Annotated in this window: 10 protein-coding genes and 3 pseudogenes; 7 read left to right on the forward strand and 6 right to left on the reverse strand. The window is 57.1% G+C overall.

Features of this window, described 5'->3' with window-relative positions; genetic code table 11:
- Both ACAX43_RS19360 and ACAX43_RS19365 read left to right on the forward strand, forming a co-directional pair.
- Nucleotides 1-555: pseudogene (locus ACAX43_RS19360) on the forward strand (hypothetical protein); the annotation flags it as partial.
- Nucleotides 556-1208: 653 nt separating this feature from the next.
- Nucleotides 1209-2467: pseudogene (locus tag ACAX43_RS19365) on the forward strand (IS66 family transposase); the annotation flags it as partial.
- A 1063-nt stretch (nt 2468-3530) separates the two neighbouring features.
- Here ACAX43_RS19365 and ACAX43_RS19370 read toward each other — a convergent pair.
- From ACAX43_RS19370 to ACAX43_RS19380, 3 genes are read right to left on the reverse strand one after another with little or no spacing between them, the layout of a single operon-like run.
- Nucleotides 3531-5477, reverse strand: a complete 1947-nt coding sequence (locus ACAX43_RS19370) for a helix-hairpin-helix domain-containing protein (RefSeq protein ID WP_370710044.1) — start codon at nt 5475-5477, stop codon at nt 3531-3533.
- Nucleotides 5461-6246: a PP2C family serine/threonine-protein phosphatase gene (locus ACAX43_RS19375; RefSeq protein ID WP_370710045.1), complete on the reverse strand. Its 786-nt coding sequence runs from the start codon at nt 6244-6246 to the stop codon at nt 5461-5463. The genes ACAX43_RS19370 and ACAX43_RS19375 overlap by 17 nt, the downstream gene beginning before the upstream one ends.
- Nucleotides 6243-6920, reverse strand: a complete 678-nt coding sequence (locus tag ACAX43_RS19380; protein ID WP_370710046.1) for a VWA domain-containing protein — start codon at nt 6918-6920, stop codon at nt 6243-6245. Before ACAX43_RS19380 ends, ACAX43_RS19375 begins: the two co-directional genes overlap by 4 nt.
- A gap of 78 nt (nt 6921-6998) precedes the next feature.
- Between ACAX43_RS19380 and ACAX43_RS19385 the strand changes: the two genes are divergently transcribed.
- From ACAX43_RS19385 to ACAX43_RS19405, 5 genes and pseudogenes are all read left to right on the forward strand, one after another.
- Complete coding sequence (locus ACAX43_RS19385; protein WP_370710047.1) at nt 6999-7922, forward strand: hypothetical protein; 924 nt, start codon at nt 6999-7001, stop codon at nt 7920-7922.
- Between the two features lie 310 nt (nt 7923-8232).
- The gene (yidD, locus tag ACAX43_RS19390; protein WP_370710048.1) at nt 8233-8457 is read left to right on the forward strand and encodes a membrane protein insertion efficiency factor YidD; all 225 of its coding nucleotides are present in this window, start codon (nt 8233-8235) and stop codon (nt 8455-8457) included.
- 129 nt (nt 8458-8586) lie between these two features.
- A complete protein-coding gene (locus ACAX43_RS19395; protein ID WP_370710049.1) occupies nt 8587-9321 on the forward strand; it encodes a hypothetical protein in 735 nt (244 codons plus the stop codon).
- A gap of 227 nt (nt 9322-9548) precedes the next feature.
- On the forward strand, nt 9549-11468 hold the full coding sequence (rmuC, locus tag ACAX43_RS19400) for a DNA recombination protein RmuC (RefSeq protein ID WP_370710050.1): 1920 nt from the start codon (nt 9549-9551) through the stop codon (nt 11466-11468).
- A 41-nt stretch (nt 11469-11509) separates the two neighbouring features.
- Nucleotides 11510-12545: pseudogene (locus tag ACAX43_RS19405) on the forward strand (IS481 family transposase).
- Between the two features lie 262 nt (nt 12546-12807).
- Here ACAX43_RS19405 and tnpB read toward each other — a convergent pair.
- The 3 genes from tnpB to ACAX43_RS19420 form a co-directional block, all read right to left on the reverse strand.
- Entirely contained in the window at nt 12808-13308 is a 501-nt protein-coding gene (gene tnpB, locus ACAX43_RS19410) for an IS66 family insertion sequence element accessory protein TnpB (protein WP_370710051.1), read from the reverse strand.
- The gene (locus tag ACAX43_RS19415; RefSeq protein ID WP_370710052.1) at nt 13284-13730 is read right to left on the reverse strand and encodes a transposase; all 447 of its coding nucleotides are present in this window, start codon (nt 13728-13730) and stop codon (nt 13284-13286) included. The genes tnpB and ACAX43_RS19415 overlap by 25 nt, the downstream gene beginning before the upstream one ends.
- Before the next feature lie 448 nt (nt 13731-14178).
- Nucleotides 14179-14589, reverse strand: coding sequence for a DoxX family protein (locus ACAX43_RS19420; protein WP_370710327.1), 411 nt, complete (start codon nt 14587-14589; stop codon nt 14179-14181).
- Between the last annotated feature and the right edge of the window lie 44 nt (nt 14590-14633).

Raw genomic sequence — 14633 nt, forward strand, 5'->3', positions numbered from 1 at the left:
AAAGGCGGGACAAACGAGCACGCGGGCAAGCGCGAAAGCGGCCGCGTGATACAGGACCCAGGTGGGTCAGATTTACTTCGGCGAAACCACGAAATGTGGGTCAGGTTTCAGTCGGCGTTGACAGTTACCGCATCAGGCGAGCGTCTGCCCAGGCTCGGGCGCATCCTGCACACGATACTTAGTGACGCCGGATTCAATGCCGCTACGGCGGCAAGCGGCAAACACCCTTGGGATCGTGTCAGCACGTTCGCCGATGGCGAAGAAATCACTGACACGCTCTCGCTGCGGCAGGTGCTTTTCACGGAACCGTGGACCAGTCTGGCCGAGAAGATGAACGAGATCGATGGCTTGCCGTGGCCCGCAGGCAAGAAGCGCAGCGCGCTACTACTGTTCGTGGCCGACAAGATCGAGGCCGGCAGCGCTATCAAGTTCACGCGGTACAAGCCGGCGACCGTGACGCCGGAGCGCGGCATGCGTATTGGTGGCCGGGATCAGAAACACAGTCATCCTCCATACTGGGTGCTCGCTGTGATCGACCGGAAACAAGAAGGGTGAGGCCCGGGTTCGCGAAGCGTTCGCACAGCACGCCTACAGTTCCACCCAGCCGGTTCCTCTTGACAGTCACTATGAGCGCCGCACCCTCGCTCAACTGCTTAAGATCGTCGATTGGGTCGGAAAAAAAGGCGTCGCCGTCGCCGTCGCTAAGCCTCTGTTCGACAGCGATGTTACCCTGGCGTCGGGCGAGGTAGTATGTTGTCGGCCAGACTTCGAACTGGAGTTCAATGAGATCACGCAGGGGCCGGCGACCGCGCGGCGCCACCGGATCGTTGTTGCGACAATGGGATCGGAGTCTGAGGATTATCTGATCCAGAAAACCAGAACACACGAGATCATGCGAAGTCGTGGAGTTCTCCTCGAGCATGTGGTACGCGACGATAGCGAGCAGGACGCGCGGGATGACGCATTTGGCAAACGGCTCTACGGGCACATCCTCCAACTGGCCGGTGTACCGCGTCAGGCGGTTGCAACGACGTCACAAGCGTAGAGCGTATTACGGGGTGTAGCAAGCTAAGTGCGAATTTCTATCACAACTCTCGCAGTCATAAAAGCGATCGTTCTCCTAAATGAATTGCGCAGCTCGCGGACGTTATCAGTCGCATCAAGTAGCGAATGACGGCGTCGGCATACATCAACTCGCCGCCCAGCCGAAGGCCGAAGCGAGCCCGAACAAACCCCGCCGTATGCCGCTGCCGGCAAACCTGCCGCGTATCGAAGTTCGTCACGAACCGGAGTTGACAACCTGCGGTTGCGGCTGCCAGCTCAGGCGCATCGGCGAGGACGTCAGCGAGAAGCTGGACTACACACCGGGCGTGTTTACCGTCGAGCGTCATGTGCGCGGCAAGTGGGTGTGCGCCAGGTGCGAGATCCTGATTCAGGCACCGGTTCCGGCTCAGGTGATCGACAAGGGCATCCCCACTGCCGGGTTGCTGGCACAGGTGCTGGTCGCCAAATACGGCGACCACCTGCCCTTGTACCGGCAGGAAGGGATCTTCGGGCGCGCCGGTCTCGCCATCCCCCGCTCGACACTGGCGCAGTGGGTCGGCATGTGCGGAGTGCAGTTGCAGCCGCTGGTCGACGCACTCAAGGAACACATGCTGCGGCATCGGGTGATGCACGCCGATGAGACGCCTGTCGCGATGCTCAGTCCCGGCAAGGGCAAGACGCAAAGAGCTTATCTATGGACGTATTGCCCCGGGGCCTTCGAGGATCTGAAGGCGGTCGTCTACGACTTCGCTGACAGTCGGGCGGGTGAACACGCGAGGGACTTCCTGGGAGACTGGCGAGGGCAACTCGTCTGCGATGACTTCACCGGCTATAAAGCACTGTTTGCACAGGGCGTGACCGAGCTCGGTTGCATGGCGCACGCGCGGCGCAAGTTCTACGATCTGCATGCGGCCAGCAAGAGCGAGATTGCACAGGATGCGCTTCAGTACATCGGTCAGCTCTACGAGATCGAGCGGGAAGTACAGCAGCTCGCTCCGGACGAACGCCTGGATATCCGGCAACAGCGAGCGCGTCCCGTTGCTGATGCACTGCATGCGTGGATGACACAGCAACGCGTGCGGGTGAGTGAAGGCTCAGCCATCGCCAAAGCGCTGGACTACAGTTTGCGCCGATGGGTGGCGTTGACGCGTTACCTCGACGATCCGCAGGTGCCGATTGACAACAACTGGTGTGAGAACCAGATACGTCCAATCGCCATCGGTCGCAACAACTGGTTGTTCGCGGGTTCTCTGCGTGCTGGCCGACGCGCCGCGGCGGCCATGAGTTTGATCCAGTCGGCAAGACTCAACGGCCATGATCCGTACGCGTATCCAAGGACGTGCTTACGCGACTGCCGACGCAGCCCGCAAGCCGCCTCGAAGAACTCCTGCCGCATCGCTGGCAGCCGTCTCTGCAGGCCTGAACCGCACGCTGCCGTCAAGATGGGATGACCGGCCGCTTACTGAGGTTGACCAGTAAGCGCCGAACAGACGATCGAGTGCGGCCAGAACCCGACTCGGGCTTGAGCGTTCCGGTCGCAGGACGTAGCTCACTGGTTCTGATCGCGCCGAGGAATGGCGTTTCGAGTATGACCTTTTCGCCACCGATCTCGGTGATCAGCGCACAAATCCTGTGCGAACTTAGCCCGGTAGGTGAAACCGCCCTTCGATATCGACACGTAATTGCCCCGCGGACCTGTTCCGATGCAAAATCCGGGGAGCCGACGGACACGCCGATGCCAGCGCCAGATAGATTAAAGCGGAATGGTCCAGCGGATAGCGATTTCCTGTAGCTCTGTCCCATTGAATTCGCCTCGATACCTTTTTATTGAGCGACGCACCAGTTGCCAATCATTCTGAAGCGTGAGTCACACTCCCATCCGTTCCATGTGTTGGCTAGGTGGGCGTTAGGTGGCAAGCTGATGGCAGCACACGTGTTACCCATGCGTCTGAAACCTGTATTGCAATCCCAGTTCGAGCCAACACCAGTCAAATGCGCGTTTGACGGCATGCTCTGCATCGACATACATACTGCTCCGAATCGCAGAAATCCATCGTCGCATTGCCATTGCCCGTCTGCCGAGACTCGATGGGCGTTGGCGGGCATTGCCATCGGGACGCATCCCGATGGCCCGGCAGCCATTCCTGCAGGGCAGTCCGTTCGTGCGCGTTGATTGACGGAATTCGTGCACCCAATGCGGTCGACACCTGGTGGGCATAAGGACGGGCTGCTTGCAGATGTGTTTTGCCCAGAGGCAGTCGGCAACGATTGTGCTTGGCTTGGAGATTGTGACAGCGACGTCATCGGCGATGCATTCGCAGGAGGGGGCGCAACAGGTCCAACCGGCTTCCCGCGAAAGGCATTTAGAAACTGGTCGACCTGAATGGGTGCCTCTTGCGCTTGGCCATAAGGTGCACCTAGAACCAGCAGGCCGGCCAATGACAGGCTAAAAGAGGCGTAACGCTTCGACTTAAGTGAGCTTCTCATCAGCGCACCTGCATGACTGCAAGGTCCGCCTCTGCTTGGGCGAGTGCATGCGAAGCTGCTTCCAACGCTCCCTTAGCGTTATTCTGTCGCCCAATTATTTCATTGCGAAGGTCTTGCAGTTGCCGTGCCCCGTCTCTGAGTTGTTGTTCGAGGTCGTTGCGCATTGACGCGACTTTGGTATTCACTGCATTAATGTCCTGCTGCGTCGGAGCCGCACCGGCAGTGGGAACAAATCGCTGTTCGATACTGCGCTTCCATGCCAGCAGATTTGCCGTAAGTCCGGTGCCAAAGCCAGGAATACCAGCGACAGCGACTGCTGAAACATCTGCCGCAGATTCGATGCCGAACGAGACGAGGGTTTGCTTGCGCTGCTCACCCACGCCCGCAATCTTTGCGGAATGAATGAGATGACGATCGAGGAAATCATGCAACTGCCGGGCGACTATCGATGCCTGCAGTTGTTTCATCTCGCGCGCGAGCACTTGCGGCAGGTCATCCAGTTGAGCCTTGATTTGGCTTGCTGACCGCGCCCTATCCGAAAGTCGCCGGTCAGAGCGCAAGCTTTCGTAGTTGGAAAGTGCCTGCTCGTATGCGCGCTTTGTACTCTCGACAACGCTCCTTCGCGTGGTGAGCTCGATTGGTGTGACCGGTTTTACACCGTGGATGGCAAATGCCCCCAACACGAACCAGAGCGGCCACAGTTTAGGCACAACCAGCGACATCAAAAACGCGAGGAGACAGATAGCGGCGTAGGTCAGTCGCGTCTTCGTAACGCCTTTGCTTACGGATGTCGGCGGTGGCCGCCCCGTCAGGTTGAAGGGCGGTGGGTTGTAGGCCGATAGCGAAGGTAGCGCACTTAGGGACTGAATTTGCGACCAGAGAGCGGCAATGTTCGCGCCCGCAACCTGAAAGTTTATGGTTGCACCGGTGGCCGATGCCGGTGTGAAGTAGGGTGTTCCGAGTCTATCCCGCTCACACCAGACGCAGGTGTTTAGGTGTCCAGGATACTTGTGACAAGGCTCTGCGCTGCATGAACGCAACGAGTGCAATAGGCCGTCCAGAGCGGCAACCCATTCTTTCGCCTTGGGGCGGCCGTATTTCGCGCCTACTTCAGTAAAGGCGCGCCAGAAGAGGTCGCCGATGGTCGGTGGGAGATATTCCAACCCTAGCGCTCTCGGCGGCATATCGTTCAATCGAGCGAGCCTGTCAGCGCCATACGCGAAGCGGAACTCCTTAATTGACCGTTCCAACGGGAGGTCGCCGGGTATTTTGGGAATCCCGGAGTAGGGATGCCGCGCCATAAACAGCAACTGGAAAATCAGGACAGCCAGCCCGAAGTTGTCGTGATTCGCAGTACGGGTTACGCCGTGAAATGAGCCCAGCCCCTGTAACTCCGGCGGAGTGTAGTGAGGAACCCCCACTGTGCATGGGAAGCTGGCCGAAGCTGTGTTGACATGAAACGAGTCGCAGTCGAGTAGCTTGACGGTCCCTTGGTGGCTGACAATGATATTGTTTTCATTGACGTCCCCAATCGCGTGTCCATGCGCGTGTATTGCATCGAATGCTGCGGCGATGTTCCTCGCTGTTCCGACTAGAAACGAGAAATCGACTTTTGGGAATGTCTGCCGTCTGCTCGCAACTCCGTACAGTTGGTGCACGGGTTCGTAGCCGGAAAACTTTGGCATAGTGAACCCGGCTACCGGCCCTGGCTTATGTGCCAGGAGAACGCTAATCGGCCACGCTGCAATCTGCTTCAGATAGGTGTCACCCACCTGCGCCATAGCGCGTAGCTTTGCCTGCCGGTCCGCATCCAGAGCGTGGGAATACATCTTGGCGGCCACGTTCTCGCCGTTATGCGTCGCATCGAAGACAGCGCCTTCACCGCCTTGGCCCAGCTTCTTGCCGAGCTTCAGCTGGTTTCCCTGTTCGTCAAACGCCACGGACATCAGTGGCCCCCAACGCACGTGTGGCAAGAATCAGCGTCTTATCGTCGTCGGTTCTTTCGTTTATCGCATCGCTACCCAGAAAACGTTCGAGTGCCGCACACAGCGAGTCGGTCTGTTCGTCTGTCGACGTCCGTAGAGCCTTGAACATAGGTTCAAAGAACGGCGCATGCGCTGTTTCGCTGGAGAACACCAGAGCAAGGCGCTGCAACCCGTCACTGAACAGAGCGGCCTCGTCGGTTGTGCACCGTACTTCGGTGCGCAAATGGTCGTGTACATCGGCATCCGTGACGAAATAGGTCATGTTTGCGTACTCGCCAGACTCGGGCCAAAAAACCGGCGCGAGCATGCCTTCATGCCGCGCGACGATCGCCCCGTCACCGACCTGAAAATAGAGTGCTTGGGTTGGCCCAATGACTGCACCGAGCAACGTGCACGCTAGCGCGCGCGTGGTTACGTTGCGAGCGGTCGCAGCATTTGTGATTTCTGCTCGCACATTCTCGAGTAACTCGGCAGCCAACTCTGTCTTCAGACCCACTTCGCCTGCGGCTTCGACCGCTTTTACAAGAAGTCGTCCGCTGGTCTCGCAAGCAATCTCAGCTCCTACCTCTCCGAACTGTGCGCTTCCAGCCCCATCGGACGCGAGGGCGACCAGAAAAATGGCGCCGTTTGCGTCATTCGCGACGTGGTAGAAGCAGCTGTCCTGACACGGTGCTGACGTTTGGACATGCGAACTGCCGACAACGGAAGCGCCAATGACTCGCCAGCTCACACGGAGGCCCAGCCTGTGGGCGCTGTGAGTGGAACTTCAGTGCCTGGCGTTGAGCGGGACACGGCTGCCATCGATGCGGACAGCCATTGAAAAAGTTCGCGGAATTTCAATCCCTGCAGCGACAATGGCTGACGAGTCGAAATCTGGGCGAGTGTGTCCATATTCGCGCCCTGTACTCCCACCGCGAAGAAGGCGAATTTTTTTGAGGCTTCACCTTCTCGGACTCGGGCCGCAGCTGATTGCCAGGCATCCGTCGGACTGCCGTCGGTGATAAGGAACACCCACGGGCGGTAGTAAGAGATACCGTTTGCTTTGTATTCAGCTTTTCGCGCTTCGAGCGTATCCAGCGCAAGGTTGATAGCAGAGCCCATTGGCGTATCGTTATGGGCCGTCAGAGTGGGCGGGAAGAAGTTCGATGCCGTGTGGAACGGCATTTCGAGTGTGGCGGGACCGAATGTCACAATCGCTGTGTCAACCCGCTTCATCGCGAGAGAGTCTGCGGCCAGTTCGTCTTTGAAAGTCGTCAGGCCCGCGTTGAGCTGAGCGATTGGCTCTCCGCCCATGGAGCCTGAACGGTCAAGGACTAGCACGCAGGGGCAGCGTTGCTCAGGATTTTCGGCGAAATTGTCCGTGCCGAATGCTACCTGCGTAGCAAAGTCATTGTTCTCAGTCATGGTCTTCTCGCTATGCGGCGCTGGCTAAGCTCAGAACCGCGCGTTAGTATTCAAGCCTGAGATAATAATCCAAGAATCATGTCCACAAGTAAAGCTCCAGCTTATTTAGGTTTGGTCTTCGCTGTAGCAATGGGCGTGCTCGCATCCGGGGCTAACAAACATACGTCATCTGACGTCGCGGCGCCGCTCGATAGCGCAAGTGCGCCGGCGACAGCGGTGCCGCAACCGGCCGAGCCTGAGTCCGTTCCCGCTGCCGTGTGGAAGTTGCAAACGTTAAAAATTGGTCCCTTGCGGCTAAAGGCAAATCTGCCGTCCTATGGGATTAATGCGACTTGCATGTTGCCGAGCCCTGTTGACGACGAAGTCAGCATGTGCCAACCAGTTTTGGGAACCTCTGATACGTCCATCTGGCAAATTCGGATTGTCAGCCAACGCGACCGCTTCGTGCCTTTGACCTGGTTCGACAGTGTGACCCAATCATTGCGCGGGATGCCGGTCGATGTTTTGACACGCCAACTGGGAAACGAAGCCAACCTGGTGACCAAGGCAGGGTTTACCAGCGCTGCGCTTCTCGCGCCCGGCGACCTGTCGGGCGCCGTAGCTATCCGTGGCTCCGCTGCAGCGCCTTCAGCGTTCTCCGCTGCTAACCCTCAATCGTGTGTCTACGCGTTTCTGCTCGCAGCGAACAGGCCAACGACCGTTCTGTACTGTGCTGCGAATGACGAGGATGCGCTGGCCGGCAGCCAGAAGATTGTTTCTTCCTTGTTGAAATTCAACACATCTACTGAATACAAACGTGGAAGTGCACAAGGCGTCGAGCACAACCTGTATCTGAAGCGCCTGAAAGCAGCGGGTGGTCCCGGTGGCGCGCCGGAATTTCTCGCTTCCGAACAGGCGTATGAGCAGTCGACGGCAGCCGAGTGCGAAAAGTACCCAATCATATCGCAAGAGCGATACCAGTGTTATGAGGGATTTGCCGCCAGTCGTCTACCGATGCTGTGATGTGATTGTCTCTACCGATAGAAATGTTGTGTCGAAGGCCTAAAGTTCTCGACGCAATTGTCGTCAAGCATGCATTAAGTCCTGCGAGGATGTATGGCGTTCGAATACAAGATGGTTCAGGTTCCTCCAAACATTGCGGTCCGTGCACGCGAGCATAGAGGTAATGAGGCAGCCGCCTATCTGGAAGGGGTTGTCAACGAATACTCGCGAGATGGATGGGAGTTTTATCGCATTGATAGCATTGGAGTGAACGTCCAGCCTGGATGCTTCGACGCATTGTTTGGTCGCAAGGCGCAGTCTGCAACATACTATGTCGTTACCTTCCGACGGCCTGACTAGCGCAAGCGAGGCGGCAATTGGTGTCTATCGGAGGTTTGCCCCGGTTGCACTTAGAGATGCTTGCCTTTTCGAGCCGACCTGTTCGGAATTTGCGCTACGTGCGATTCGCAAATATGGGCCTTTTCGGGGGTGGATGAAAGCGTTGCGAAGAATTGCCAGGTGCCGGCAACCGAATGGCGGGATAGACGAACCCTGAGGCTATATCATTTTGGGAGTCGCTCGTTCCAAAGCGGCCGGTTAGGCGGTTAGCGAGCGGTTGAATCTGCCATTCACAACCTTTGGAACTTCTGACTTTTTGGTCACAGTTCTCTGAAGCAAACAAAAAATGAGCAACTTCGGGGTCGGGCTGTTTCTTGTTGGCGTGCTCACCGGATTGATAGGTTTTGGAGGCTTTTTCGATACTCGAAAAGTCGACCGGCGCTTCAAGACAGGCTATAAAAATAACGAGCCAGATAACAGGAACTTTGGTCGTGCAGGCAAGCGTATTCTGTACGGCATTGGGATTTGTATTGTAGCTTCAGCCATTGTCAGCTTAAGTTCGCCTTCTGAGCGTACATTGTCCACCACTCAGGTTGACAATGTTGCCTCGCAGCCTGAGGTGGTCGCTGCCTCACAGGCAGAAGTGTCGAATCCCGTTGTCGCTCTTGACCCTCAACCAGCGGAGAAGAAGTCTGACAGCGGAGTTGCGCTCGGTTCGAACGAGCGAGTGGTCGCTCCCGAAAGTGTCGCCCCAGCTCTCGCTTTGGAGTCGGTCCCGGTTGCACAGGTACCAGATGCTTCACTCCAATCCGGTCAGGAGAGCGTCAGTTGCACCGAGGATGGGACGTTTTTCGGTGCCAACGTATGCAAAAGCGCAACCCTCGCGGCGGCCTACGACCGTGAACTGAAAGAGTACGAGGCGGCGCAGGGCCGCATTGGCGGGAAAGACATCGGAGTGCGTATTGAACAGCAGAACTGGGTCGATCAAGTCACCAAGAGCTGTTCGGACATGACGTGCCTGACCGAGGCGTTTGATGCACGGATAGCTAATCTTCACTCTCGGTACCGAAAAGACGGCTAGACCTGTATGTCTTGGCGTCGAACGTCGCGACGTGACGAATTGCCCGATTGCCGCGAAGCACTCTAGAAGCGGGGAATCAGTTCTGCAGGTGTGGGGATTGCCGAGCCCGAACAGCGTTGTGTGACGTGAAAACGCGCATCGCACCCAGACGACAATCCGCCTTTACTTGCGCGTGGCTATGGGTAGCAGGGTAAATTTCCTCGCAAAAAGCAGATTCTGGGGGCGTGATGGAGACAGTTGCTGGGTTTGCAATTTCGGTAGTAAGTTTGATTCTCGGTGCGGTGGCGGCATGGGTGCTATTACGGAGCGGTGAGGCCATGCGCATGCGGGCAGCAGTTGTCCGTAGCCAATCGGAGTCGCAGATTCAAATTGCTCAGTTAGAAGAGAGACTCCGGGCGTCGGGCGACGACTTGAGGTTAGCCCGCGGGTCGAGGGATGAGGTGGAACATCAAGCCAACGTCTTGCGCGAGGAACTTTTTGCTGTTCGCGATGAGCAGGCGAGGTTGGCTGAGCGGTCTTCACGAGTCCCAGTTCTTGAGGCGGAGATTCGGACGCTGAGTGAACAGGTGCGGAGCAGTGCGGATGAACTGAGAGTTGTCGCGGCTAGTGAAGCCCAGAAGCAGCAGCTCGTTAGATCTCTGACTGAGCAAGTCGCGCAACTGGAGAAGGACCTGACTGACGCGGAGCGGAAGGTTGAACAAACTTCGTCAGAGTTGCAGGTTGCGAACGAGCGCAGGGCCGCGCTGGAAGAAATGGCATCTCGTATCCCAGACCTCGACCGTCAGATGGGCGAGACCGCAGAATCATTGACAGAAACCGTGCACGCTTTGTCTGAACTGCGGGAGTCAAATGGTCGCCAGAACGGGAAATTATCGGCTGAATTGGATGCCGAGCGCCTCGCTGCGCGCTTGGTGCGTGACGAGCTCGAGCAGGTAAAAGCTGCCCGGGCCGCGGCGGACCGCGATGTGACACGGCTCACGGACGAGCTTACGGAGCTTCGCACTAGAACTGACGCGGAAAAACAGAACAGCGACGAAAAACTTAATCTATTACTGGAGGCAAAAGAGACCCTTAGTGACCAGTTTAAGACGCTTGCCACTGAGATTTTTGAGGAAAAGTCCAAACGCTTCGCGGAGCAGAATCAGACCAACCTCGGACTGCTACTTGAGCCTTTGAAGACGAGGCTGTCCGAATTTCAGGGAAAGGTCGAAGAAGTCTATGTTCAGGAAGGCAAAGACCGCTCGGCACTCTCTGCTCAGGTTCGACAACTCGTCGAGTTGAATCAGGCGCTCAGCCTGGATGCAAAAAACCTCACGCTTGCCCTCAAAGGGTCTGCGAAAACTCAAGGTAACTGGGGTGAACTGATACTTGAGCGCGTGCTCGAAGCCTCTGGTCTGCGCAAGGGGGAGGAGTATCAAGTCCAGGACAGTCAGGTGCGAGAGGATGGCACTCGGGCACAGCCTGACGTTGTAATCAACCTTCCTGATGAACGCAAGCTGGTCGTTGACTCAAAAGTGTCTCTCAATGCGTATGAGCGATATGCATCAGCGGAAAGCGACGAAGAGAGGGCAGTCGCTCTCCGCCAGCATGTTGAATCCGTCAGGAGCCACATCAAATCGCTGTCCGACAAGCAATATCAGGCGCTGTACGGCAGGTCTCTTGATTTTGTCCTTGCTTTTGTCCCGATCGAACCAGCGTTCATGCTCGCTGTGACGAACGACAACGAGCTATTCATGGAGGCGTGGCGTCGGAACGTACTTGTCGTTAGCCCGTCTACGCTCCTTTTTGTTGTGCGCACGGTCGCTCACCTCTGGCGGCAAGAGCAACAGAGTCGAAATGCGCAGGATATCGCGCGTCGAGGCGCGGAGCTGTACGACAAACTTTGTGGATTCGTTGAAGACTTGCAGCAAGTTGGGATGCGTCTCGGGCAGGCTCAGAAGGCTTACGACTTGGCACACGGAAAGCTTACGAGCGGGAGAGGCAATGTCATACGACAAGCTGAATTGCTTCGCGACATGGGGGTAAAGCCATCGAAGGCGCTACCGCAGGCCTTGGTGGAGTCTGCGTCGGCAGAACATCAAGAAATCGTAGTGCCGGGCGTAATAGCCGATACATCCAGTAGCATCGAGGCTGAGCCGGGCATGTGAAGTGTGTGATTCACACAGATCGTTTCAACTAAAATGGGGCGATGGACCGCGAAATTGCGACTCGATTACGTTGGGTTTTGATGTATCACGAGACCGGCAACGCCGGCCTCGTATGCGCACGTTGTGGCATCTTAAGGCCGACACTTCGCAAATCGTTACAACGCTACTGGGATGCTGGAGAAGAAGGTCTTCGCTCTCAAAGTCGCCGCCCTCTCAACAGTCCAAACCGGAAGGTCTCCGAAGCTGATCGGGCGACGATTCTCCGGCTGCGCGCCGAGCGTAAGGGCGCACGGCGGATCCAGAACGAGTTGCGGCTTCACGAACAAAGAGAGCTGTCCCTCGCGACCATTCATAAAGTTCTGACCAAGGCGTCTGTGAAGCCACTAGTGCGCTCCAGGCGGCCGGCATATCCCACACGCTATAGTCGCCCGGTTCCGGGAGATCGGGTCCAGATGGACACAATGAAGATTGCGCGAGGCGTCTATCAGTACACGGCCATCGACGACTGCTCGCGCTTCCGCGTACTGGCTGTGTACCCTCGCAGAAATGCCCGCAATACGCTGCTTTTTCTTGATCGCGTCATCGAAGAGATGCCGTTTCCGATCCAGCGTATTCAGACCGACAGGGGCGGCGCGTTCTTCGCCGAATCAGTGCAGCGGCATCTGATGATGCGAGTGCATAAAATTCCGACCGATCCCGCCACGCTCGCCACACCTCAATGGCAAGGTCGAACGTTCACAAATTACTGACCTGAACGAATTCTGGTTCCACCATGTCCCGACCGAAGATAAGATTGACCGACGAATTGAGGAGTGGCAGTTCGACTACCACTGGCGCCGCCCACACGGCTCACTCGGCGGCAAGACTCCCGTCGACCGCATCGCAGAAGTGAGCGAAATCACACCTCTCGCGGAGCAGGGAGAAACCGCCTACGACGGGTTGAAAGAGAGAATCCGGCATCGCGAATGGCGAGTCGACAAGATCCTTGCCGAACATCATCGGCGCGCGCTTGAACTCGCGTCTCCTAACGGAGCCACGAACTCAAGCGCGCAAAGAAAACGGCGTTCAAGAAAGTGAAATGATGTCTGTGAATCGCACAGCTCAACTCTTGTCGAACGCTTTAAACTCGTTCGCTTCCTCGGTAGCCGTGCTACGGATGGGCTATGTGCTCCAGCCGGAGATAATTATCAGATCACTGCTAGAAGCGATATCGACGTGCCTGCATCTCCTGCAGCGTCCGGACGATCTCGCGGCCTATGAAGCTCATACGCTTCATTCGTAAGCGCTCAATCGTAAGCACCCGGGGAAGGCATCTTGACGGGGGCAATCGCTGAAACGATCAAGCAGCGGTCGGCGTCCAGCGATGAGGAAGCAGTTGCGCGATGTCGGCGGCACGGTGTGTCGGCAATCGCGTCAACACGTCCTTCAGGTAGGCCAACGGATCGTGCCCGTTCAGTTGTGCAGAGCGGATCAATGTCATGATCGCGGCCGCGCGTTTTCCGGCACGCAGGGATCCTGCGAACAACCAGTTCGACCTCCCCAGGGCCCATGGACGTATTTGATTCTCGACCCAGTTGTTATCCGCAGGCACATGCCCGTCATCCAGATAGCGCGTAAGCGCTTCCCAACGTTTGAGGCATATGCCCAGGCCATCGTAGACCAGCATCTTCATTCGAGTCGAGTGCCGATTGGCAAACAGGTAGGCATGATGAGGCCTCACTGACCCGAACATCTTGACCACGCGTGCGAGCAGCGTATCGACACCGGCGCGCATGTCGACCGGCTCCGTCGCGAGCCAGATGGCATCGATGCGAATCAACGCAGCCACCCCTGCAGCCACGTTGCGCAGTCGCTCGCGACCGACAGTGGCCAGCGCACCGTGATCGCCGTCGCGCCCCTGCGCACTTCGATCTCGATGTGCGTCGCCGCTGCAACGCCATTCTGCATCTGTAACGGCACAAATTCCGGCGGCGAGACATTCAATTCCTGTCGGGCCGCCTCAGCGGCATCGCGTTCCTCCTGGGCTGCTACCCAGCTACGCAGCAGGTTGGCGTTCAACCGGTAATGCAATGCCACGGCCGCAATCGACACGTTCGGCTGCATTGCCGCCCGAATGACCATCTCCTTGAATTCCTTGCTATGCCGCCGGCGCCGTGTCGGCTGAACCACATCCTGGACAACCTCGACTTCGTCCATCATGTACACCTGTCCATTTAAAATTTGAATGGACATGATCGTCGGGCTGCTCGACTTACCGATCAAGATGACTTCGCCGGCTGCTTACGGTTTAGGTCTGGAGGGCAGGAACAGAATTCTGTAAAGACGGGAACAGTCTCATGCAAGCCAACGAAGACGTCGGTTTGCACAATTTTGTTTCTGCCCGCACACGACTGGTTGGGATCCGCTGGCCAAGTAGGAACAAATTTATGCAAAGCGGTGTAGCGCAAAATTGTTCCTGCGCCAGAGGTCCGTCGCATCGTGCACGACGAGCTCGTCAGAAGCACGCATCGTGTAATGCAGGGAACGGATTCACGCAAAAACCGGGGAACAAAGTTATGCAAACCAACGCGCGAATCAGGCGAGTGGTTGAACGCCCTTTAACTTGACATAACATAATTTATCAACCTTTGACGTGTAGGAGCAATATGCGAATGTCGTACCTCGGCAAAGCTGAAACGTCGCATGTCATGCTGGCCCACCTTTTGGCGAATTAACCGGTCCACCGTCTTCGTAGCCAATGGTCGACAGACCAGCTTCCGGCACCTCGGCATAGCAGCACCAGCAACATGGCAGCCCACTGGATATGGGTGGGCCATGCCTGCGGATAGACGAATATTTCGATAACGGTGGTCATTCCCAGTAATACGAACGCCACGGACCGGGTCGCCAGGCCGAGCATCAGCAACACCGGTGTCGTCAGCTCGATCGACACGGCCATGTACGCGGCGAATTCGGGCGGCAGAATCGGTACCTTGTATTCGTCCCTGAACAGGTCGACGGCGGTCTCCCAGTTCGCCAGTTTGGTCATCGCGGAGTTCCAGAAAATAGTCGCCACGGCAATCCGCAAAGGAATGGCGAGCAACGCATAAGGCACACCCTCAAGCCATCCGGCAAGACGCATGATTCGGCTGCTGTCGGCCGGTGACGGGCTGATGGAAGAATGAC

The sequence above is a fragment of the Paraburkholderia sp. IW21 genome (assembly GCF_041321145.1).
In the GTDB taxonomy this organism is placed as follows: domain Bacteria; phylum Pseudomonadota; class Gammaproteobacteria; order Burkholderiales; family Burkholderiaceae; genus Paraburkholderia.